The sequence below is a fragment of the Streptomyces sp. A012304 genome (assembly GCF_026008495.1).
GTDB lineage: Bacteria > Actinomycetota > Actinomycetes > Streptomycetales > Streptomycetaceae > Streptomyces.
The window spans coordinates 1-22,088 of record NZ_BQUN01000035.1; the positions used below are offsets into that span (position 1 = coordinate 1).

18 protein-coding genes, 3 tRNA genes and 5 pseudogenes are annotated in these 22,088 nt (G+C 70.6%); 15 read left to right on the top strand and 11 right to left on the bottom strand.

Annotation, left to right across the window (positions count from 1 at the left end):
* Positions 1-541, top strand: a pseudogene (locus tag ALMP_RS08045) (DNA primase); the annotation flags it as partial.
* Here the strand turns inward: ALMP_RS08045 and ALMP_RS08050 are convergent.
* Both ALMP_RS08050 and ALMP_RS08055 read right to left on the bottom strand, forming a co-directional pair.
* Positions 512-1,537, bottom strand: coding sequence for a nucleotidyl transferase AbiEii/AbiGii toxin family protein (locus tag ALMP_RS08050; protein ID WP_264925569.1), 1,026 nt, complete (start codon positions 1,535-1,537; stop codon positions 512-514). The pseudogene ALMP_RS08045 and the gene ALMP_RS08050 sit on opposite strands and share 30 nt — an antisense overlap.
* Entirely contained in the window at positions 1,534-2,214 is a 681-nt protein-coding gene (locus ALMP_RS08055) for a hypothetical protein (protein ID WP_264925570.1), read from the bottom strand. Before ALMP_RS08055 ends, ALMP_RS08050 begins: the two co-directional genes overlap by 4 nt.
* 99 nt (positions 2,215-2,313) lie before the next feature.
* Here ALMP_RS08055 and ALMP_RS08060 point away from each other — a divergent pair, with 99 nt between their 5' ends.
* Positions 2,314-3,630, top strand: a complete 1,317-nt coding sequence (locus tag ALMP_RS08060; RefSeq protein WP_264925571.1) for an RNA polymerase sigma factor — start codon at positions 2,314-2,316, stop codon at positions 3,628-3,630.
* A gap of 34 nt (positions 3,631-3,664) precedes the next feature.
* On the opposite strand, the gene ALMP_RS08065 is transcribed toward ALMP_RS08060, so the two are convergent.
* The 4 genes from ALMP_RS08065 to ALMP_RS08080 form a co-directional block, all read right to left on the bottom strand.
* Positions 3,665-5,593, bottom strand: coding sequence for an ABC transporter ATP-binding protein (locus tag ALMP_RS08065; protein WP_264925572.1), 1,929 nt, complete (start codon positions 5,591-5,593; stop codon positions 3,665-3,667).
* Entirely contained in the window at positions 5,593-7,326 is a 1,734-nt protein-coding gene (locus ALMP_RS08070; protein WP_264925573.1) for an ABC transporter ATP-binding protein, read from the bottom strand. Before ALMP_RS08070 ends, ALMP_RS08065 begins: the two co-directional genes overlap by 1 nt.
* Before the next feature lie 104 nt (positions 7,327-7,430).
* The gene (locus ALMP_RS08075) at positions 7,431-8,894 is read right to left on the bottom strand and encodes an FGGY-family carbohydrate kinase (protein ID WP_264925574.1); all 1,464 of its coding nucleotides are present in this window, start codon (positions 8,892-8,894) and stop codon (positions 7,431-7,433) included.
* Between the two features lie 52 nt (positions 8,895-8,946).
* Positions 8,947-9,252, bottom strand: a complete 306-nt coding sequence (locus ALMP_RS08080) for a YtxH domain-containing protein (RefSeq protein ID WP_264925575.1) — start codon at positions 9,250-9,252, stop codon at positions 8,947-8,949.
* Positions 9,253-9,409: 157 nt separating this feature from the next.
* Between ALMP_RS08080 and ALMP_RS08085 the strand changes: the two genes are divergently transcribed.
* The 5 genes from ALMP_RS08085 (at position 9,410) to ALMP_RS08105 (ending at position 10,934) form a co-directional block, all read left to right on the top strand.
* A tRNA-Asn gene (locus ALMP_RS08085) sits at positions 9,410-9,482 on the top strand.
* 5 nt (positions 9,483-9,487) lie between these two features.
* Positions 9,488-9,560 (top strand) — tRNA-Asn (locus tag ALMP_RS08090).
* 180 nt (positions 9,561-9,740) lie between these two features.
* Positions 9,741-9,817 (top strand) — tRNA-Ile (locus ALMP_RS08095).
* A gap of 479 nt (positions 9,818-10,296) precedes the next feature.
* The gene (locus ALMP_RS08100) at positions 10,297-10,530 is read left to right on the top strand and encodes a type II toxin-antitoxin system VapB family antitoxin (RefSeq protein ID WP_264925576.1); all 234 of its coding nucleotides are present in this window, start codon (positions 10,297-10,299) and stop codon (positions 10,528-10,530) included.
* Positions 10,527-10,934, top strand: coding sequence for a PIN domain nuclease (locus ALMP_RS08105; protein ID WP_264925577.1), 408 nt, complete (start codon positions 10,527-10,529; stop codon positions 10,932-10,934). Before ALMP_RS08100 ends, ALMP_RS08105 begins: the two co-directional genes overlap by 4 nt.
* A gap of 170 nt (positions 10,935-11,104) precedes the next feature.
* Here the strand turns inward: ALMP_RS08105 and ALMP_RS08110 are convergent, their stop codons facing one another.
* A complete protein-coding gene (locus ALMP_RS08110) occupies positions 11,105-12,259 on the bottom strand; it encodes a substrate-binding domain-containing protein (protein ID WP_264925602.1) in 1,155 nt (384 codons plus the stop codon).
* Between the two features lie 531 nt (positions 12,260-12,790).
* On the opposite strand from ALMP_RS08110, the gene ALMP_RS08115 reads away from it, so the two are divergent.
* The 5 genes and pseudogenes from ALMP_RS08115 to ALMP_RS08135 form a co-directional block, all read left to right on the top strand.
* Positions 12,791-15,304 (top strand): ATP-binding protein, encoded by a 2,514-nt coding sequence (locus tag ALMP_RS08115; RefSeq protein ID WP_264925578.1) that lies wholly within the window; start codon positions 12,791-12,793, stop codon positions 15,302-15,304.
* Positions 15,285-15,761 (top strand): roadblock/LC7 domain-containing protein, encoded by a 477-nt coding sequence (locus tag ALMP_RS08120; protein ID WP_264925579.1) that lies wholly within the window; start codon positions 15,285-15,287, stop codon positions 15,759-15,761. The genes ALMP_RS08115 and ALMP_RS08120 overlap by 20 nt, the downstream gene beginning before the upstream one ends.
* Positions 15,762-15,810: 49 nt before the next feature.
* Positions 15,811-16,251, top strand: coding sequence for a DUF742 domain-containing protein (locus tag ALMP_RS08125; protein ID WP_264925580.1), 441 nt, complete (start codon positions 15,811-15,813; stop codon positions 16,249-16,251).
* Complete coding sequence (locus ALMP_RS08130) at positions 16,199-16,813, top strand: ATP/GTP-binding protein (RefSeq protein ID WP_264925581.1); 615 nt, start codon at positions 16,199-16,201, stop codon at positions 16,811-16,813. Before ALMP_RS08125 ends, ALMP_RS08130 begins: the two co-directional genes overlap by 53 nt.
* 189 nt (positions 16,814-17,002) lie before the next feature.
* Positions 17,003-17,542: pseudogene (locus ALMP_RS08135) on the top strand (DUF418 domain-containing protein); the annotation flags it as partial.
* Between the two features lie 76 nt (positions 17,543-17,618).
* Here the strand turns inward: ALMP_RS08135 and ALMP_RS08140 are convergent.
* Positions 17,619-17,705: pseudogene (locus tag ALMP_RS08140) on the bottom strand (type II toxin-antitoxin system YoeB family toxin); the annotation flags it as partial.
* Positions 17,692-17,898: pseudogene (locus ALMP_RS08145) on the bottom strand (type II toxin-antitoxin system Phd/YefM family antitoxin); the annotation flags it as partial. The pseudogenes ALMP_RS08145 and ALMP_RS08140, both read right to left, overlap by 14 nt.
* 54 nt (positions 17,899-17,952) lie before the next feature.
* On the opposite strand from ALMP_RS08145, the gene ALMP_RS08150 reads away from it, so the two are divergent.
* Both ALMP_RS08150 and ALMP_RS08155 read left to right on the top strand, forming a co-directional pair.
* Positions 17,953-19,635, top strand: coding sequence for an SWIM zinc finger domain-containing protein (locus tag ALMP_RS08150; protein WP_264925582.1), 1,683 nt, complete (start codon positions 17,953-17,955; stop codon positions 19,633-19,635).
* 30 nt (positions 19,636-19,665) lie between these two features.
* Positions 19,666-20,022: pseudogene (locus ALMP_RS08155) on the top strand (class IV adenylate cyclase); the annotation flags it as partial.
* A 38-nt stretch (positions 20,023-20,060) separates the two neighbouring features.
* Here the strand turns inward: ALMP_RS08155 and ALMP_RS08160 are convergent.
* Positions 20,061-20,366 (bottom strand): hypothetical protein, encoded by a 306-nt coding sequence (locus ALMP_RS08160; RefSeq protein WP_264925583.1) that lies wholly within the window; start codon positions 20,364-20,366, stop codon positions 20,061-20,063.
* Positions 20,367-20,468: 102 nt separating this feature from the next.
* Positions 20,469-20,855 (bottom strand): peptidase M23, encoded by a 387-nt coding sequence (locus ALMP_RS08165; protein ID WP_264925584.1) that lies wholly within the window; start codon positions 20,853-20,855, stop codon positions 20,469-20,471.
* A 362-nt stretch (positions 20,856-21,217) separates the two neighbouring features.
* Here ALMP_RS08165 and ALMP_RS08170 point away from each other — a divergent pair.
* The coding region (locus ALMP_RS08170; protein ID WP_264925585.1) for an AfsR/SARP family transcriptional regulator at positions 21,218-22,088 on the top strand (871 nt) is incomplete at its 3' end.

Sequence of the window (22,088 nt, forward strand, 5' to 3'; positions counted from 1 at the left end):
CCGCGGCCCGCGGCAGCCGTACGAGCCCGCCCCCCGCCCCGCCGCCCCCGGCCCGTCCCTCACCCTCCGCAACCCCGTCTACGCCACCGAACGCGAGCTGCTCAAGCTCGCCCTCCAGCGCCCGGAGCTGGTCTCCCCGGCGTTCGACGCCTACGGCGTGGACGAGTTCACCGCCGCCCCCTACGCCGCCGTGCGCCAGGCCGTCCTGGACGCGGGCGGCGCCGAGTACGGCACGCAGGACGGCCAGGAGTACCTGGTCCGGGTCCGCGACGCCGCGCCCGACGACACCGTCCGCGCGATGGTCACCGAGCTGGCCGTCGAGCCGATCATGCGGCGGACGGTGGACGAGGTGTACGCGGGCACCGTGCTCGTGCAGGTCCGCCGCCGCGCCGTGGAGCGCCGTGTCCGCGACGTCCAGTCGCAGCTGACCCGCCTGGCCGCCGGCGGCGACCCCGCCCAGCTCGCCGCCGTGCAGAACGAGTTGTGGATCCTCCAGCAGTACGACCAGGCCCTACGGGAGCACGGCGCCGCCGCCCTCTGACCGCCCCTCGAAGGTCGGCGTGACGGCCCGCACCAGACGCTCCACGAACTCCCCCTCCCGGTCCGCGAACCGCGGGTGCTCGGTGACGAAGTGCTCCCACTCGACCTCTCGGACCGCCTCCACCAGGTCCGCCAGGAACACCTCCTGACGGTAGGGGTAGGGCCATTCGCCGGAGATGCGGAACACCTCGTGCAGCAGGTCGTAGGTGAGCGGGTGCCGCTCCGCCAGGAGCACGGCGTCGTACAGGTCCTTGCCCTGCCCGTGCACATCGGTCAGGAGCCACATCAGCTTCCATGCCAGGGACAGCTCGGGCGTCGCCCCCAGCAGGACCGCCCCGTCCGCCACCTCCACCGGCTCGGGCTCCGCCGGAAGCGGCTCGTTGAAGACGAAGTCGAGCTGGACGTGGCCGCCGGGCAGCCCCGGGGCGTCCCACGGCAGCACCATGCGCCGCCCCGGCACCCGGTCGTAGGTCCAGATGTCCTCGACCACCGCGCCGTCCGCCGAGATCCGCGGCCCCTGCCCGTGCGGGTCGTCCCCAGCCCGCGCCTGCGCCGCCGCGGCGATCCCCGCCAGCATCCGTCCCGTGCGCGGGTCGTCGATGTCCCAGGCCCGCGGTACGACGACGAAGTCCAGGTCACCGGGCTCGCGGGCGGCCTCGCCGAACCAGGCCGCCATCAGCACGCTGCCGCGCAGCACCAGCGACTCCACCCACTCCGACTCCGCGACCGCCGTCAGCACCAGGTCCATGGCCCGACGCCGGGCCGCCCGCCAGGCGTCGCCGCGGGCCGGGTCGCGGAAGGCGGGGTCGGTCGCCCGGTAGGCGTTCTGGTAGTGCTTCATCGCCGGGTCGAAGACGGGGCGCTGCACCACGTCGTGGCCCGGCACCCACTGCAACGTCCTCGGCAGGTCCTGCGCGCTGCGTGTCTCCTCGTCCAACGGCTGCCGGGGGATCTCCTTGCTCCGCAGCCAGCCGAAACCCCGCCATGTGCCGCTCATCCGCGTACCCCCGCCGTCTCGTCCAGCCAACCGTCGTCCACCGACACGTCGCTGTCGTGGAGCACGAACTCCCGCTCCACGGACAGCACGTCCGAACCGTCCAGCTCCGCCAGGAGCCGATCCAGCGCCCGCCCCGCGCCCTCGGCGTCCCCACCGTGACAGCGCTGTGTGACGAACCGCTCGTGCCGCCCGCCGCCGCGCACCCGCCGGGCGTTCCACGACAGATGCGCGCCGTGCGGCGCCACGCGCGCCGCCAGGGCGTCGAGGTCCGCGTCGGCGCCGAGCAGCAGCTTCACGTGGTGCTCGAAGTACCGCCCGCCGTCACCGCCCTCGCCACCGTCATCGCCACTCTCGCCCGGGACTTCAGGGGCCCAGGGCGCGCACTCGATCTTCACCCGGACCGGCTCGAACCCGTCCCTCCGCAGCCGCGCCGCCACCCGCGCGGCCCGCGCCCGCTCGTCGGCGTACGACGCCGATCCGGTCAGGGTGAGCATCGGCTGCTCGCGCATCCGGCCCCGGGCCAGCACGATGTGCGTCAGTTTCAGGCCGGCCGACGCCGCCCACCGGTCCAGCCGCTCCGACTCCTCGGGGCCGGCGCAGCGGACCGTCACATGGGTTTCGTACAGGTTCGCGGAAGACACCCGGGGATCGTGGCAGATCAGGGGCGGGCCCGGCATCCGGGTTATGCCAGGGTCACCTCGCGGTCACGGACCGCACGCAAAAAGTCATCGCACGCCCCTCGTGGCGGCGATGTGTCGTACTCCACACTGGGGGCGGTGCCTGAGTCCTCGGAGCGCGGCCGATCCGTTCCCAGCGGGTCCCCCATCCCCGCGGTTCCGCTCAACGCGTACGGGACGGACAGCGGCGAGGCCGCCGACTCCGCTCCTAAAGCAGCGCTGCCGCGCTCGGCAGCGAACATCCTGGAGGTCGCCCCCGTGCAGACCCAGACCCTGACCCACACCGACATCAGTACCGACGGCACGGAAGCGGACACCGAAACGGACGTCCTGGTCGCGGTCCCGCCGCAGACCCGTGCCGCGCACCACCCGGAGACGGAACCGGAGCCGGCCATGGGGACGCCGACGGAGACCGCGGCCGAGCCGGACGACCCGCCCACGGAGGCCCTCGAGGAGGCCCCGGAGCCCGTCGAACCGCCCGCCCCGCGCGCCGCCGAGACGGCCGGCCCGTCCTCCGACCTGTTCCGCCAGTATCTCCGGGAGATCGGCCGGATCCCGCTGCTCACCGCGGCCGAGGAGGTGGAGCTGGCCCGCCGCGTCGAGGCCGGCCTCTTCGCCGAGGAGAAGCTCGGCAGCACCCCCGACCTGGACAGCGACCTCGCCTTCGACCTCGACCGGCTCGTCGTCATGGGCCGGATGGCCAAACGCCGCCTCATCGAGGCCAATCTGCGCCTGGTCGTCTCGGTCGCCAAGCGGTACGTCGGCCGCGGCCTGACCATGCTCGACCTGGTCCAGGAGGGCAACCTCGGCCTGATCAGGGCGGTCGAGAAGTTCGACTACGCCCGCGGCTACAAGTTCTCCACCTACGCCACCTGGTGGATCCGCCAGGCCATGTCCCGGGCCCTGGCCGACCAGGCGCGCACCATCCGCGTCCCGGTCCACGTGGTGGAGCTGATCAACCGGGTCGTCCGCGTGCAGCGCCGCATGCTCCAGGAACGAGGCTGCGAGCCGACCGCCGACGAGGTCGCGGCCCAGCTCGACCTCGCGCCGGAACGCGTCGGCGAGGTCCTGCGCCTCGCGCAGGAGCCGGTCTCCCTGCACGCGCCCGTGGGCGAGGAGGACGACGTGGCCCTCGGCGACCTCATCGAGGACGGCGACGCGGCGAGCCCTGTCGAGTCGGCCGCGTTCCTGCTGCTCAGGGAGCACCTGGAGGCGGTTCTGTCGACCCTCGGCGAACGCGAACGCAAGGTCGTCCAGCTCCGCTACGGCCTGGCCGACGGCCGCCCCCGCACCCTGGAGGAGATCGGCCGCATCTTCGGCGTCACCAGGGAACGCATACGTCAGATCGAGTCCAAGACCCTCAACAAACTGAGGGACCACGCCTTCGCGGACCAGCTACGGGGCTACCTGGACTGAGAGGGCCGCCCTTCGGGGGCGGCCCCCGCACGCCCTAGTCCACCTCGGCCACCGCCTGCGCGAACTGCGCCTCGTACAGCCGTGCGTAAGCGCCACCGGCCGCCAGCAGCTCGGCGTGCGCCCCCTGCTCCACGATCGTCCCGTTCTCCATCACCAGAATCGTGTCCGCGTCCCGGATCGTCGACAGCCGGTGCGCGATGACGAACGACGTCCGCCCGTGCGCCAGCTTCGCCATCGCCTTCTGGATCAGCACCTCCGTCCGGGTGTCCACGGAACTCGTCGCCTCGTCGAGCACCAGGATCACCGGGTCCGACAGGAACGCCCGGGCGATGGTGATCAGCTGCTTCTCACCGGCGCTGACCCCACTGCCCTCGTCGTCGATCACGGTGTCGTACCCGTCGGGCAGCGTCCGGATGAACCGGTCCGCGTGCGCCGCCCGCGCCGCCTCCTCGATCTCGCCCCGGGTGACCTCCCGGGACGCCCCGTACGCGATGTTCTCCGCGATGGTGCCGCCGAACAGCCAGGTGTCCTGGAGCACCATGCCGATGCCGGCGCGCAGCTCGTCGCGGGACATCGCCGCGATGTCCACACCGTCGAGGGTGATGCGCCCGCCGGAGACGTCGTAGAACCGCATGAGCAGGTTGACCAGCGTGGTCTTGCCCGCGCCCGTGGGCCCGACGATCGCGACCGTGTGCCCGGGCTCCACGACCAGCGAGAGGTCGTCGATGAGCGGCTTGTCGGGGTCGTAGCGGAAGGAGACGTGCTCCAGCGCCACCCGCCCGCGCAGTTCCTCGGGCCGCACGCCCGGCACCGGGTCGGCCTGCTGCTCCTCCGCGTCCAGCAGCTCGAAGATCCGCTCCGCCGACGCGACACCCGACTGCACCAGGTTCGCCATCGACGCGACCTGCGTCAGCGGCATGGAGAACTGCCGCGAGTACTGGATGAAGGCCTGCACGTCACCGATGGACAGCGACCCGGACGCGACCCGCAGCCCGCCGACGACCGCCACCAGCACGTAGTTGATGTTCGACACGAAGAACATCAGCGGCTGCATGATCCCGCTGTTGAACTGCGCCTTGAACCCGGCCTCGTACAGCGCGTCGTTCTGCTCGGCGAACTGCCGTGCCGACTCCTCCTGCCGGCCGAACACCTTCACCAGGGTGTGACCGGTGTACATCTCCTCGATGTGCGCGTTCAGCTTGCCGGTGGAGCGCCACTGCTGCACGAAGTGCGGCTGCGACCGCTTGCCCACCTTCGCGGCGACGACCGCCGACAGCGGCACGGTGACCAGCGCGACCAGTGCCAGCAGCCACGACACCCAGAACATCATCGCCAGCACACCGACGATGGTCAGCAGCGAGTTGATGAGCTGCCCCAGCGACTGCTGGAGCGTCTGCCCGATGTTGTCGATGTCGTTCGTCGCCCGGGACAGCACCTCACCGCGCTGCCGCTTGTCGAAGTACGACAGCGGCAGCCGCGACAGCTTCGTCTGCACGTCCTCCCGCATCCGGTACATCGTGCGGTTGACGGCCGTGTTGACCAGCCGGGTCGCCACCGCCATCAGCAGACCGGCCACCAGGAACACCCCGACGGCGAACAGCAGGACCTGGCCGACCGCGTGGAAGTCGATGCCCTCGCCCGGGGTGAAGTCCGTGCTCCGCAGCATGTCGGCGACGTCGCCGTCGCCCCGCTCGCGCATGGAGTCCAGGACCTGTTCCTTGCTGGCCCCCTCCGGCATCTCCCGCCCGATGATGCCGGCGAAGACCAGGTCGGTGGCCCGGCCGAGGATCTTCGGCCCGACCACGTTGAGGCCCACGCTCAGGACCACGCACAGCAGCATGACGTAGAGGGTGGCCCGCTCCGGCCTGAACCGGGCGAGGAGCCGGCGGCCGGACACCTTGAAGTCCAGCGACTGGTTGTCCGGTCCGGTCCCGGCCATCATCCGCCCCATGGGCCCGGCCATCAGGCAGCCTCCGCTTCCGTCAGCTGGGAGAGCACGATCTCCCGGTAGGTCTCGTTGTCCGCCATCAGCTCCTGGTGCGTGCCCGTGCCGACGACGCGGCCCTCGTCGAGGACGACGATCCGGTCGGCGTCCCGGATGGTGGCCACCCGCTGGGCGACGATCACGACGGTCGCCTCGGCGGTCTCCCGCCCGAGCGCCGCGCGCAGCGCCGCGTCGGTGGCGTAGTCGAGGGCGGAGAAGGAGTCGTCGAAGAGGTAGATCTCCGGCCGCTGCACCAGCGTGCGGGCGATGGCGAGCCGCTGCCGCTGACCGCCGGAGACGTTCGTCCCGCCCTGCGCGACCGGGGCGTCGAGCCCGCCGTCGAGCTTGCGCACGAAGTCCTTCGCCTGCGCCACCTCCAGCGCGTGCCACAGCTCCTCGTCGCTCGCGTCGGGATTGCCGTAGCGCAGATTGCTGGCGACGGTGCCCGCGAAGAGGTACGGCCTCTGCGGCACGAGCCCGACGGTCCTGGCCAGCACGTCCGGGGCGATGTCGACGACGGGCACGCCGTCGACGAGGACCTCCCCGTCGGTGGCGTCGAACAGCCGGGGGACCAGCCCGAGCAGGGTGGACTTGCCGCTGCCGGTCGAACCGATCACGGCGGTCGTCTCCCCGGGGCGGGCCACCAGGTCGACGGCCTTCAGCACCGGCTCCTCCGCGCCCGGGTAGCGGAAGCCCGCCCCCCGGAGCTCCAGATGGCCGTGCCGGCGCAGCTCGCGCACCGGCGCCACCGGCGGCACCACGCTCGACTCGGTGGCCAGGACCTCCTGGACGCGCTCGGCGCACACCTCGGCGCGCGGCACCATCATGAACATGAAGGTCGCCATCATCACGGACATGACGATCTGCATGAGGTAGGCGAGGAAGGCGGTCAGGTCACCGATCTGCATCCCCCCGCTGTCGATCCGATGGGCGCCGAACCACACCACCGCGATCGACGACAGGTTCACCACCGTCATGACCACCGGGAACATCAGCGCCAGCAGGTTGCCGGACTTCAGCGAGATCTCGGTGAGGTCCGCGTTGGCCTTGCGGAAGCGTTCCTCCTCGTACGTGTCGCGCACGAAGGCCCGGATGACGCGGTTGCCGGTGATCTGCTCGCGCAGCACCCGGTTGACCGTGTCCAGGCGCTCCTGCATGGACCGGAACAGCGGCCGCAGCCGCCGCACGATCAGCGTCACGCAGATGCCCAGCACCGGCACCACCGCGACCAGCACCGCGGACAGCGGCACGTCCAGGCCGAGCGCCATCACGATGCCGCCGACGCACATGATGGGCGCCGACACCATCAGCGTGAACGTCATCAGGGCCAGCATCTGGATCTGCTGGACGTCGTTCGTGGTCCGCGTGATCAGCGAGGGCGCGCCGAAGTGGCCGACCTCGCGCGCGGAGAAGGACTGCACCCGGTCGAAGACGGCCGCCCGCATGTCCCGGCCGAGCGCCGACGCCGTCCGCGCGCCGTAGTACACGGCACCGATGTTGCACACGACCTGCACCAGCGAGACACCGACCATCAGACCGCCGTAGGTCAGGATGTAGCCGGTGTCGCCGTGGACGACGCCGTCGTCGATGATGTCGGCGTTCAGCGTGGGCAGGTAGAGGGTGGCGCAGGTCTGCAGTAACTGCAGCAGCACCAGTAGGGCGATGGGTTTCCTGTAGGGCCTGAGATAGGTCCGCAGAAGTCGTATGAGCACGCTACGTCTCTCGGAGTCGGCGGTAGGGGCATTGGTTGCCCTTGGCCCCTATCGTCGAACACTCCACCGGCGTTACCTCAACTGATTAACCCGACGGCGGTGTGCTACAGACCCTGCGAGCGGAACGCTGTCGGATGGGTCTGCTCGCGCACCGACACGAACTGCTGGCGCACCGCCTGCCCGACGGCCAGCTCCTCGCCCGGCTCCAGCACCTGCGCCGCCGCCCCGTGCCAGGCCGGCGGCGTCCGCGGATCCAGGGTCCCCTGAGACACCCCGAGCGCCCACGCCGCCTGCCGCGCCGCCCCGATCGCCGCGTAGTCCGCCGGCTGCGGTACGACGACCTGCGCCCCGAACAGCGCGGGCGCCGCCGCCTGCACGGCCGGCAGCTCGGCCGCCGCCCCGAGCAGGAAGATCCGCCGCACCTCCACGCCCCGCCCGCGCAGCACGTCGAGCGCGTCCGCGAGCCCGCACAGCATCCCCTCGAACGCGGCCCGCGCGAAGTGCTCCGGCTTCATCGACTCGCGCCGCAGCCCCGCCAGCGTGCCCGCCGTGTGCGGCAGGTTCGGTGTGCGCTCACCCTCCAGATAGGGCAGCAGCACCAGCCCGTGCGACCCCGGCGTCGACTTCATCGCCAGCTCGGACAGGCTCTCCAGATCCGGCACCCCGAGCAGCTCGGCGGCCCCGCGCAGGGTCCGTACGGCGTTCAGGGTGGTGACGACCGGCAGATGCATGCCGGCCGCGTCGGCCAGGGAGGTGATCATCCCGCTCTGGTCGACGAGTGCCTCGGGGTGGACGGCCATGACGGACCCGGAGGCCCCCAGGGAGACCACCGCGTCGCCCAGCCCGAGGCCGAGCCCGAGCGCGGCGGCCATCGTCTCGCCCGTCCCGGCGGAGATCAACAGGCCCTCCGGGGTCGTACCGGCGGCGTCGGCGGGGCCGATCACCTCGGGCAGCATCGCCTGGTGGCCGAGGGCCAGCTCGACCAGGTCGGGCCGGTAGCCGCCGATGGCGGCCGACCAGTACCCGGTGCCGGAGGCGCCGCCGCGGTCGGTGGTCCTGCGGACCGGCCGCCCGAGCAGCTGCCACACCAGCCAGTCGTGCGCCTGGAGCAGTACGGCGGTGCGCATGGCCGCCTCGGGCTCGTTCTTCGCGAGCCACCGCAGCTTGGTCACCGGGTGCGCGGCCTGCGGCACGCTCCCCACGGCCTGCGCCCAGGCCTCGCGGCCCCCGAGCGCGTCGACGAGGTCGGCCGCGGCGACCTGCGCCCGCTTGTCACCGCCGACCATCGCCGGACGCACGGTGTTGCCCTGCGCGTCCAGCGGCACGACCGCGTTCTGCTGCGAGGACACCCCGATGGCCTGCACGCCTTCGAGCAGCCCGCCCCCGGCCGCCTCCCCGAGGGACAGCAGCCAGGCCTGCGGATCGACGTCGCTGGGGCGCCCCCCGGCCTCCGGGCTCTCCACCGGATGCGGGGCATATCCCTGCCTGAGCACGGCTCCCGTGTCCGTGTCGCAGACGACGATACGAGTGAAATCGGGCGAACTGTCCAACCCGGCGACTATCCCCATACCGAAAATTCTGCCGTACCCCGGGGGGTGACCGTGTCGGCTCCAAGGGGTTCTAGGGGTTGGTGGTTCCCCAGTCGTCCGAGCCGTTGCTGTGAACGGAGCGCTCGCGCAGGGACCGGACCCGGCCCGCCACCGAATCCGGCATGTGGTCGCCGACCTTGTCACTGACGACGTGGTACGCCCGCCCCGCGAACTGGCGGCCCTGCTGCGCCGCCGTCTCCGCGGTGTTGCGGACCGCGGGGTTCTGCGCGAACTGCTGGGCGGACTTCTTCAGCTGTTCGTAGCGCTCGCGCCCGGCCCGTGTGCCCAGCACGTAACCCAGGGCGAGTCCGACGACGAATGTGAGCCGGTAGCGCATGGCGGCCACCCTTCCCTCGTGTAGGTCTTGGCGCGGCAACGGCGCCCGGGGGAACCGATTGGCGAAGCACCCCCCTGCTTGCGCTAATGTATGTGTCGCAGCGAGCGCCCGCCCTCTGGCGAATACCCAGGTGGATGCGTTCGATGCAACGAGGCATTCCTCCGTAGCTCAATTGGCAGAGCAGCCGGCTGTTAACCGGCAGGTTACTGGTTCGAGTCCAGTCGGGGGAGCTCGGTCCTCCGTAGCTCAATTGGCAGAGCAGCCGGCTGTTAACCGGCAGGTTACTGGTTCGAGTCCAGTCGGGGGAGCATCGTGATCGAGGACCCCGGTGGGGTCCTTTTTCATGCCGGTCCCACGCCGATGGGAACCACGCAGGTCGCAGCGCGGTCCTCCTGGGCGTGCGAGGTCGGACCAGCCGGAGCGTGAGATCGTATGAGCGGCTATGCTGCGGCAGACGGCGCGCACACATGTACGCGACACGCCGCTATGGGGCGGTAGCTCAGCCGGTTAGAGCAGCGGACTCATAATCCGTCGGCCGTGGGTTCGAGTCCCACCCGCCCCACCAAGCAGGCGTCTGTCCTGCGGAAACGTCTCAGCGGGCGTGCGGATTCAGGACTTCGGGCCAACGGACTGAATCCGCTGCTCGTGAGTTCAACGGCGCTGCGGTGATCTGTAGTTGGGTGCTTCGTTGACCTGCGGTCATGCCTCGTGCGGTCGCTCTCGCGGACTGAATCGGATGCGCATGACGCGGCCGCCGCGGATTCAGGCCGACCAGCCGCCCGCAGGGGACCCCGTGTATGCCGAGGCGGTGAGGGGTCCGGCAGTGAAGGAGCTTCCCGCGCCGACGGGGTGAGGTGTGCACGCGCCCCCGCCTTCCGGCGAGGCAGGCCAGGGTTCCGTCGGCGCCGAGGGCGATCGCCCGGAGGGTGTGCACCGGCGGCGTGCCAGGTGTGTCTTACGCCTGCTCGACTGAGGTGCTGACGTGGGCCTCGGGATGTTGGTGACATACAATGGATGCATACAAGATGTGTTGGGAGGTGTGGCGTGTCCGTCACTCAGATCGATCTTGACGATGAGGCGCTGGCCGAGGCGATGCGGCTGATGGGTGCCACGACGAAGAAGGAGACGGTCAACACCGCCCTGCGGGATTACGTTGCCCGGGTCAAGCGGCTCGAAGCCGCTGAAAGGCTGGCCGGGCGGGGAGCGCGGGGGGAGTTCGACCAGGCGGCGGCTGCGCATGACGCGGCCAAGCGCGCCCGCCGGGCGGCCTTCGAATGATCACGTACCTTCTCGACACCTCGGCGCTGTGGTACCTGTTCCGCACCCCGGGGGCGTTGAGCCCCTGGGAAGGGCACATCGGCGCCGGGGTGTTCCACATCTGCGAGCCGACCCGCACCGAGTTCCTCTACTCCGCCACCGGCCCGGCCCACCGGGACGAGATCGCAGAAGAGCTGGATGTCCTGTGCCATCCGGCGCCGGTACCGAAGAACGCCTGGCGCTGGGTGGACACCGCCCAGTACAAGCTCACCCAGCACGGGCAGCACCGCGCGGCCGGCCCCATCGATCTCCTTGTCTGCGCGACGGCGGTCCACCACGGCCACACCGTGCTCCACGTGGACAACGACTTCGTCGCCGTGGCGGATGTCCTCAAGGAGGTCCAGCAACGGGACGTGCGTGGCTGAGGTGCCGTACGACCGCTCCGATCCCGCTGTCCGTCGGGACCACAGAATGCGCGCATCTACGGGTGCGGTGATGGGACGCAGGTAAGCAGATGTGGTGTCCCGGGCGGTGTTCGCCGCGACGGGGCCCATCACCGCGCGGGTTCCGGCCGGCTGCAGGTCTGCTGTGCGGGTTACTTGTCCCAGATCTTGCGGTAGGCCTCGCGGTAGCCTTCGGAGTCCCAGGACAGTGCACCGCCGCTGTTGGCCGCAGTGGTGATGTGAACGGGGGCGACGTATCCGCTGGACGGCTTGCCGGCGAAGGCACGGTTGAACTCGTCGATGATCTGCCAGCCCTGTTCGGACAGCGGTTCGGGCACAGTGGCGGCCTGGAAGTCCTTGCCGTTGATGCGTTGGAAGGCCGACGGGTCGCCGTCGCCGGCGCCGATGTTGAACGGAGCACCCGCACCCTCCTTGCCGGCGGCGCGCAAGGCGGGGCCCGCGTAGTCGAAGTAGAGGTCGTTGATGGCGGCGGAGTAGGTCCACCTGTCGCCCAAGCGGGCGGCCAGGGAGGAGACCCTCTCGACGGTGCGGCTGTTGGCCTGGGGGATCGGGATGTTCTCGTAGCTCAGCAGCGCGACATCGGAGCAAGTGGCGAGTTCCTTCTTGATCAGATCGGACTTGCGCTTGGCGAAGGGAATCGAGGCGTCGGTGAACAGCACGACGCCCGCACGGCCGTTGGAGCGCGCGATGATCCAGTCGGCGCTGAGCTTCGCCACGTCCTCGACCCTTGTGGTGATATTGCTGAGCAGTCTCGGGTTCTCGCTGGGGCCAGGGGTGGCGACGGCGTGCCAGCCGATCAGCGGGATGCCGGCTGCGTTCGCCTGCTCGACCTGTTCGGCGGTCGAGGTCGGATCGAATCCGCCGATGACTATGCCATCGGGTCTGAGGGCGAGGGCCTCGTCGAAGGCGGCCTTGATTCCGGAGGGCGTGCCCTGGCCGTTGATGGTGCGGACGCGCCAGCCGATGATGTCGGCGGCTTCCTGAACGCCCTGGGCGACGCCCTGGACGCCGGGATTGGTCAGCGTCTGGGCGATGTAGACGATGGTCCGGTCCGGGACGGCCCGGGGGCCGCTGGTCGGTCCGGACCAAGGGGCGTTGACGTCCTCGGCCGCCTTGACGGCCCGCTTGGCCTTGGCAAGGGCGGTGGGGCAGCCCGGTCTGGACGAATGACCGGGGGACGCGGCGACGGAATCGGTGGTCGTGGAACCGCTCTCGCAGCCCACGGCGACGGTGATGGTGGCCAGGAGGGCGGTGGCCGTCACGGCAGCCTTGCGGGTGGGGTGCACGGGGGTCTCCAACACGGGGGTGAGCGGGGCAGGCAGGACTGGGTGGGGAGGAGGAACTCCACGGTTCTGCGACGGTTCCGGCGCGCAGTCACCGTCGGGACGGCCTGCATCGCCTCGGAAGGAGAGGCCCACGGCGACGGGCAGGCAGGGATGCCCCGAGCGGTGGCTCGGGCGGTGGGCCGGCAGGGGCTTGATGCCGAGGATCATGCTGAACCGGTCGGTTCGCGTCAATTCCCCCGCCGCGCACACTACATCGGCCGGTGGCCTGCGGTGCGACGGACGCCTACCTGGACGAAGCATCACACTATGCAGATACGTTATAAATATTTCGTAATCATCTCTTTATGATCTACAACCTGGCATTTCGCTGTGGGTGCAGTACGCTCACGCAGCCGGTTTCAGACACTTGGCGTGATTGCTTCACTCCTCTCAGCGGCCAGTGCCGCGAAAGTGTCACGTCAGCTGCCGGCCACCGGCGGTCCGGCGACCACGACGCCCCTGCCGCCCAGCAACACGTCGAAGGAGGCCCGGGTGTCCGCGAACAGAGGGAACCCGCCGCTCGTCCCCGAGCCCCCGGGGCGCGAAGATCACAGTCCGCGGTTCCGCCGGAAGGCGGCGACCGTCCTCGACCGGTGGCCGTTCCGCCGCAAACTCAACGTCCTGGTGATCGCGCCCGTCGCGGTCGTCGGCGTACTCCTCGGCGTCGGCGCCTATGGCCAGGTCCAACAGGCCCGGGACGCGGCCCGGGTCGCGGACCTGGTGCGCGACAGTGAACAGGTCGCGAAGCTCATCAATGAGGTACAGGCCGAACACCGGCAGGCCCTGCTGCTCTCCGTGCAGTACGACGCGGCCCGCCCCGGCGTCCCGCTGCCGTCGACCGCCGAATACCGCCGGACAGAGCGGAACACCGACGCGCAGGTCGCCGCCGTGCGTTCGGAGTTCTCACCAAACCTGCCGCGCGAGGAGGCGCAGGCGCTCGCCTACATCCACGGACTCGGCGTCCTGCGCGAGAAGCTCGAACGGGGCTACGTCGCCGCCGCCGACATCGACCCCGCGTACGCATCCGCGGTCGACTACCTGATCGACGGCCTCGGTCTGGACCGTTACTCCAGCACCTCGTCGTCCTCGGTCACCACACTGCTCGACACGGTGCTGCGCGCCGACGCCGCCCACGCCGCCTTCGAGAGCGCGGTGTTCTCCGCACAGACCCGTGACGCCAACGCGCTCACCGAGTACAGCCGCGCGGTCGACGCCCACGGGCTCTACGACCACCAGGTCGGCCGGTTCCAGCGGATCGCCACACCGGACCAGGCGCTGCGCATGGACGGCATCGAACGCAGCGCCGAGCAGAACGGCATCGAAGCCCAGTTCGCGCAGTTGCAGATCGATCCCGGCGCCCTGCAGGACAAGACGCCGGCACAACTGCGCAAGGCGATCGCCGATGGAACCCGGCAGGCCGAAACCCGTCTCGGCATCACCCGGTCGCTGATCGAGCAGATCGCCGCCGGGGCCGACGCCGCCTCGGCGGACGCCCTGCGGGGAGCGCTGTACCTGCTCGGTCTGGCCCTTCTCGGCTTCGTCGTCTGGCTGGTCTTCTGCGTCCTGGTCCGGCGCTCGGTCGTACGTCCCCTGGTGGCCCTGACGGGCGCCGCCCAGGAGGTGGTCGACGTGGCGGGCGAGGAACTCGCCCGGGTCGCGGACGACGAGTCCGACGACACCACCCCCCTGCGGCCGCGGCCGATCCCGGTCCCGGTGCGCGACGAGATCGGCGAGCTGGCCGAGGCGTTCAACCAAGTGCAGAGCACCGCCGTACAGTTGCTGGAGCGACAGGTGCTGAGCCGCCGCAACGTCGCCGAGATGTTCGGCAACGTCGGCCGCAGAGTGAGCAATCTGACTACACGTCAGCTCTATCTGATCGACGCGATGGAACGCGAGGAGACCGACCTCGAGCTCCTCGAACAGCTCTACCGCATCGACCACATCGCCGTACGCCTCCAGCGCAACGCCGACAGCCTGATGCTGCTCGCCGGCATCCGGGAGAGCGGGGCCGAGTCCCGGCCGATCCCCTTGGCCAACGTCATCCGGGCGTCGCTCGCCCAGATCGAGGGCTACGAGCGGGTCTCCCTGCGGTCGGAGACGGAGGTCACCGTCGTGCCCGACATCATCGGCGACCTGACGCTGATGTTCGCCGAACTGCTGGAGAACGCGGTCGCGTTCTCCCCGTCCCAGACGCCGGTCGAGGTGGTGGTCCGCCCCGGCGCCGACGTCACCGAGGAGGGCGGGGCACTGATCGAGGTCATCGACCACGGCCTCGGTATGAACGCGGAGCGCCTCGCCGAGGAGAACGCCCGACTGATCCGCCGGGAGCGGCTCGACCTCGTACCGACCAAGGTGCTCGGTCTCTTCGTGGTCGGCAGCCTCGCCCGGCGCTGGGGTGTACGGGTGACCCTGAGCCGTACGCCGGGCGGCGGGGTCACCGGCACCGTCTGGATCCCTCCCGCGCTCCTGTCGGCCATGAGCCCGGCGGGCCTTCCTCAGCCCGTGTCCACTGGCCCGGTCGCGAACGTGACGCCGCTCCCGGCGAGGACCGGGAAGGAGACGGTCGTGCCGGCGCCGTCGCCCGTACCGGCCTCTGCCGTCGCCGTCCCCACTCGGCGGCCGGGTGCTCCGGCGCCGCGCGGTGACCTCCCCCGGCGCGGCGCGGCCCCCACCGGCGCGGGACTCACCGCCACGGAACCGGATGTCGCGCAGACCGGCGCGGAGCGAACCGACGCCCCGGACGAACCGCCCTCCGCGCGTACCTCCCGGCCGCTGCGCCGACGGGTGCGGGGAGCGACACTCGCCCGGAACACCTCACCGGCCGACCGGGGGTCGTCGGCCGTACGGCAGCCCGCGGACGCCGAGGCCGTCCGTTCGGAACTCGACGAGTTCGAAGCCGCCGTACGCCGGGCGGAGCAGGACAGCGCCCACGCTTCGACCGGGCCGTCGCCCTCTCAGCACCAGGAAACCAAGAAGGAGTCGGGCAGTGACCACGACGACAGCTGAAAGCAGTTCCGAGCAGCCGGAACCGACCGATCTGCGAGCCGCCGCCGCCGATTTCACCTGGCTGCTCGAGCGGTTCGCCACGGAGACCGCCGGCGTGGTGGACGCCATCGCGGTGTCGTCCGACGGCCTGCTGATCGCCGTGTCCCAGCTGCGCGACCAGGCCGACTCCGAACGGCTCGCCGCGATCGTGGCCGGTCTGACGAGCCTGGCCGCGGGCGCCTCCGGCAACTACGGTCTCGGCGGCCTCAACAAGGTCATCATCGACCTGGAGCGCGGCCATGTGCTGGTGTCGGCGATCGCCTCCGGCGCCGTCCTCGGGGTGGTGACCTCCGAGGACGCCAAGCTGGGCAACATCGCCTACGAGATGACCCTCTTCGCCAACCGGGCCGGGGCCGCGCTCACCCCCCAGCTGGTGCTGGAGCTGAAGAACAGTGTCGGCGCGGCGTCGGCCCACTGACCGTCCTGGGGCCAGGGCACGGGAACAGGCACATCGTGAAGGGATCGTGATGGGCGTCGTCGGACCACCACACGAGGCAGCGGGGGACCCCGAAGGCTCGCCGGAGCCGGTCGGCCGTGCCCCCGCGATCCGGCCGTTCCTGCTGACCACCGGCCGGGTGTCCGCAGGCGGCACCGCGCCGCCGATGCCGGTGGAGACCCAGGTCGTGTCGACCTCGGCAGGGCTCCTGGCACTTCACTCGCTCACGTTCGAACACCAGGAAATGGTCGCAGCCTGCCGGCGGCCGCAGTCGGTGGCGGAACTGGCCGCCGGACTGCGACTGCACCTCAACGTGGTGCGCGTGCTGGCCGAGGACCTGCGTGTCGCCGGGCATCTGGCGGTCCATCGGCCGAACGCCGCGATCGCCCAGGATCTCTCCGTACTGCGAAGGGTTATCGATGGTCTCCGTGCCGTCCCCGACTCACGGAACACACTCCGTGACACGAGCTGAACAGACTCCGACGCCGGTCAAGCTGGTCATCGCCGGCGGCTTCGGGGTCGGCAAGACCACGACCGTGGGCTCGATTTCCGAGATACGACCGCTGACCACCGAGGCCTCCATCACCGAGGTTGCGGCAGGAGTGGACGATCTCAGCCACACTCCGGGCAAAATCACCACCACGGTCGCCATGGACTTCGGCTGCGTCACCATCGACGCGACACTCAAGCTGTACCTGTTCGGGACTCCGGGCCAGGACCGGTTCGGCTTCATGTGGGACGACCTGGTACAGGGCGCCCTCGGCAGCCTGGTGATCGTGGACACCCGCCGACTGGACGACTGTTACGCGGCGGTGGACTACTTCGAGCACAAGGACGTCCCTTTTGTGGTCGCCGTCAACGCGTTCGACGGCGGAGTCGAGCACGACCTCGACGAGGTGCGGTGGGCGCTGGACATCGCCGAGGACGTACCACTGATCGTTTTCGACGCACGGAAGACGGGCTCGGTCCGCGATGCGCTGCTGGCCGTACTGGAAGTCGCCTTGCGCCGCGCGGAAGCTGCCGCGGCGCCCTGATGTCGCCGGTCGCGACGCGGCCGGCGCCGATCCTGTCGTCCCCTTCGGCCGTGTTCTGGCGGAGCGGGACGCGGGCGAGGGCAGCGGCGTAGATGAGGTGGTCGGCGACGGTCACTGCTGTCGGTGCGACTCGCGCTGCCCTCCTCTGCGACTCCGTGACGAAGTCCCGGGCCCTGAAATTCGCGCGGAAGGATACGCCTCGCCCTCACCGGCGCCGCCCTCGCCGTCGCCGGCTACGGCGGCTCCTGGCTGGCGGTGCGTCTCGTACCCGGTGCCGCCGAAGCCGTCCGGAAAGCCGAAGAGGGGCCGGGCATGTCGTCCGGGCCGTCCGTATCGCCCGACAGCATCGGCATCTTCGGCGACAGCCCGGCCGGGATGCTGGCCTCCGCCCCGCACAGCGAGGCGACCCTGTCCATCGTGGCCGCCACGGGTGTGGCGATTTTGGTGATCACCGCGTGCCTGGCCGCGATGGACTCCTTCCCCCGCCTGCGCCGCCTGGCCAGGCCCGTCATCGCGGTCGGCTCGATGTCACTGACCGCGTACGTCTACCACATCGTCGCCATCTGGCTCCTGGACACCGAGGAACTGACCGTCCCGCCCCTGTACACCCTGCTCGGCTTCATCATGTCCGTCACCGTCCTCGCCACCATCTGGTCCCGCTTCTTCCAGCGGGGGCCGCTCGAATGGCTGATGGGCAGGGCGACCGGGATCGCCCGGCGCATTCGATGAGAGGAATCCGAAGCGGCGCGGCCCGCGAGATCCCGACCCCGTCCCCAGGGGACCGGTGCTGGTTCGTCGGGCCGAGTCAGTAGCGGTATCGAGCCTGGACGATGATCAACTCATCGTCGGTCGGCTTGTACACGAGTCGGTGCGTGTCGTCGATCAGCTTGTTGATGCGCTTGACCATCTTGCGGGGCCTTGCCGACCTCCGCCTCGGCGATGGAGTCGAGCAGGCGACGGGCGTTCTTGGGGGAGCACAGGAGGTGCACGGTCTCGGTCCAAGAGTTGAAGTCCTCTTCGGACATGAGGACGGCGTTCCCCTTGCGGGAAGTGATGTGAACCGGAGCGTGATCCTCGTTGACCTGTCCACTCGTCGTTCAGCTCGGTCGGCACTGCGCCCTCCGCGGTTGAATACCGGTGTGGCACGGAAAGTCGTGGGATTCGACGAGGGCGATCTGAGGACGCTGGCCGGGGCTCGGTCCTTCGAGCGGGGGCTGGGATATCTGGACGCGGTGAGTGGGCTGGAGGTGGGGGAGGGCTCGGTCACCGCCGTGGTGCACGGTACGGATGTCTACGAGGTGGAGCTCATCCTCGGCGGGGATGACGGAATCTCGGGATGGTGCGACTGCCCGTACGGACAGGAGGGCAACTTCTGCAAGCACTGCGTGGCGGTTGGGCTGACCGTGCTGCGGCGGGCGAAGACGATCCCGCATCAGCGAGCCGCGGCACGGGCGCGATCTTCCGGCTTGGAGGCGTGGCTTTCGGCGCTGTCACGTGACGAACTGTTGGCGCTGGTGCGGGAGCAGGTCGCCGAGGACCGGGAACTACGCCGGCGTTTGGAGCTGCGGGCAGCCGCTGCTCGTTCCGACCTCAGTACGATCCGGGATCGGATCATCGCCCTGATCGATCCGCGGCCCTTCGCCCGGTACGGGTACATCGAGTACGCGGACGCCTCCGGGTATGCGCGGCAAGTCGCCGAGGCGGCGAGCGCCCTGCGCGCCCTGACCGCCGACGGGCAGGCGGCGCAGGCGGTCGGACTGGCCGAGGAGGCGATCCGGGTGCTGGGGGAGGCGTACGGGGAGATCGACGACTCTGACGGTGTGGTCGGGGAGGCCGCCGCCGCAGTGGCCGAGGCCCATCTGGAGGCCTGCGGGGTCGCACGCCCCGATCCGGATCGGCTGGCGGAGTGGCTGGCAGGACGTCTGCTCGCCGACGACGGCGATGTGACGGAGGTGGATCCGCTCGACTACGCCGACGTGCTGGGGCCGAGCGGACTGGCCCGCATGCGGCAGCTGGCGGCCGAGGCACTCAGGCGCAGGCCGTCCGGCTGGGCGGAGCGGTACCTGATGGAGCGCCTGGTCAAGGCGGAGGGCGACATCGACGCACTGGTCGCCCTGCACGCGCAGGACCTCGACCCGTCCGGTGCCACCCATCTGCTCATCGCCGAGGAACTGGAAACGGCGGGCCGTGTGGACGAGGCACTCGCCTGGGCCGAACGGGGGCTGCGGGACTGTGCCGCCGAGACACACATCGACAGCCGTCTGGTCGAGCATGTATGCGTCCGGTACGCGAAGACGGGGCGGGTGGCGGACGCGTTCGCGGTGCGCCGGGACCGGTTCCGTGTCGAGCGGTCGCTCGCCGCCTACCGGCAGCTGCGCTCCGCCGCCTGGGCGGCAGACTGCTGGGAGGTCGAGCGTGCGGCGGCGCTGGCCATCCTGAAGGAGGACGCCCGTCGTGAGCGTGGCGGCCGGTACGGCGGGCCCGTGCTGATCGACGCGCTGCTCGACGACGGCGACCTGGACGCCGCCTGGCGCGAGGCGGCCGACCGCGCGGACGACCGGCAGTGGGAGCGACTCGCTGACCTGTCGCGCGAAATGCGTCCGGCCGAGGCGCTCGGCGTGTACCTGCGGCTGGTCGAGCGGTCGAGGGAGCCGACCGGGGACCGTGCCTACGAGCACCTGGCGGGGTTGCTCCTGGCGGCCCGTGACTGCCATCGCGCGCTGGGAACCGAGGACGCGTTCACCGGGTATCTCGCTGGCCTGCGGGCGGAACTCAAACGCCGACGCAAGCTGATGAGCATCCTTGACCGGCACGGGCTGTGAAAGGGATCCGGGCAAAGGGCTCATCGGCCGTTCAAGGGCGCGGCCGTCGACGAGGCTTCCGGGTCGAAGCCGGAGCATGAGACCCGTGTGGAGAACTCTGAGGCGGCACACGCCATCCTGCGCGGCCTCGGCTATGTGCCGGTAATCGCGTTCGAGAAGCGATGCAGGAACTACGACTTCGAGGCGCGTGGCCGGCGGCTGCTCGCCACGCTCGTGCGGGTACCGGAGCTCGACGGCACGTTCCTCGAGGTCGAGACCCTCGTCGACGAGGCCGACGTGCCTGCGGCCCTGGACGACATCCGCGCCGTGCTGGCCGAGCTCGGGATCGGGGCGGAGGACCTGACGAGGGAGACGTACACGGGCGCGGTCGCCGCGCGGCGGGGCTGAGTCGGAGTAGCGGTGCTGGCCGGGAAGAAGGGTGCGGCTCACGCGCGGGCGCCCCGGGCGTGGAAGACGCGGTGCTTCAGGGTGACGAACTCGTGCGAGCCGTGGGTGGCCTCGCCCATTCCCACCACCGACGCGTCGCCGATCGCCCGGCCGATCGGGTGGAGATCGCTCGGGTCGGCGTCGGGCTCGGTGGTGAGCAGCGGCCGCGCGGCCCGCTCCAGCACCGGCACGACCGGCTCTTCGGCCGCCGCGGGGGCCGTGGCGGCCGTGGCGGCCGAAGGAGCGGCCGAAAGAGTGACGGACAGGACCAGAAGGACGACGGGCCACGCACGCGGGGAGGGCATGGCCGCATCTGTTCCCGGCCCGCGCCCGCCTCACCGAGCCGCGTACCGGCATTCACCCGAACAGGACTCCGGCCCCTGTCCGCCCCGGGTACTGAATAGCGCTCAGAAACAGTCCGCCCAGTCCTGGGACACACCCGGAATCGGCTGCCAGTTGTCGCCGCCCCTGACATAGACCGCGCTGATCCACCCGATCGGGCCGCCGGCTTCCACCTTCACCCACCAGTCGTTCGCGTAGGGGCCGTCGGTGACGGCCTGGCCCTTTTCCTGGCAGTACGCGTCCACCGTCATTCTGCCGACCCTTACGCCGCCGTAGGCGGGGCACTCCCTGGAAGCGCACGTGCGCATGTTCACATCGGTCGCCCACACGTAGACCTGGGTGGTGTCGGCCGCGGCGTGGGCGGGAGCGGTGCCCAGTGAGGACATCACGGCGCCGCCCATGGCTGCCGCGGCCACCGCGGCCCGGCGCAGACGACTGGTTCGTTCGGACATTCGGGACTCCCTCGGCGTTCGTGCCCGGTGGGTGCTGTCGAGGGAGTGACGAACGGCGTGTCCCCGTCGTATGAGCGCGACGGGAGAAGTTTTTTCCGGGCGGCACTCATACGGCCGTGCCGCCCATTCCGTCCCTTTGCCGAAGCCCGGCCCGATCCTTCTCCTCCCTTCCTTCCCCTCCGTTCGAACGATTGCGAGGACAATTCATCAGAAGGGCCTCTTTTTCCAGTCGTTGTTCGATGTGAACGGATTGCCGAAGCTGTGAAAGGAAGTGCGGAAAGGCAATCCGGTTTCAGGCGTGCGCCGTCATTGCCCGCCGGTATCGTGTTCCCGAGACGCGGGACCCGAACCGGGGGAAGACGATGGAAATGCGCCTTCTGGGCCCTGTCGAGGTGTGGGACGGAGGCAGAAGGGTTCCGCTGAACGGCCCCAAGCCGACGGCGATCCTCGCGGCTCTGGTCGTCCATCTGGGCGAGGTGCTCTCCGTCGATCATCTGGTGGACCTGGTCTGGGAGGAACAGCCTCCCGCCACCGCGAGAGCGCTGGTCGCCTCGCACGTCTCCGGGCTGCGCCGCGCGCTCGCCGGAGCCGGTGACGTGGGCGCGATCCGCACACGGTTCCCCGGTTACCTCGCCGAACTCCCCGCGTCCCGCGTCGACGCCCGCCGCTTCGAGGAAGCCCTGGCGCTCGGCCGGCACAAGGCCTCGCAGGGGCAGGCCGCCGAGGCCGTCGAGGTCCTGCGGGAGGCGATGGGGTGGTGGCGCGGGCAGGAGGCCCTGGAAGGGCTGGGCCAGTCCTTCGCGCGGGTCGAGGCGGTGCGCCTGACCGAACTCCGGCTGGTCGCCCAGGAGATCCGGTTCGCCGCCGAACTGACCCTCGGCTGCCGGGCGGAACTGGTCGCGGAACTCTCCGCGCACGTGGCGGCCGAGCCGCTTCGCGAGCGGCCCCGGGGGCAGCTGATGACCGCCCTTTACCGGATGGGGCGGCTCCCGGACGCGCTGCGCACCTATCAGGAGGGGCGGGAACGGCTCCGCGCGGAACTGGGCATCGACCCGGGACCCGAGCTGCGGGCCCTGCACCAGGCCCTGTTGCGCGGGGACACCGAGGTGCTGGGCGCCAGGGTCACGGCCGCTGCCGTGAGCACCGGGCCGGGTGCCCCGGCGGCGTTCCCGCCCGCCTCGTCCGCCGCCCGGCCGGCCGCCCCGGCACCCACCGGCGGTGCCGCCGGGCAGC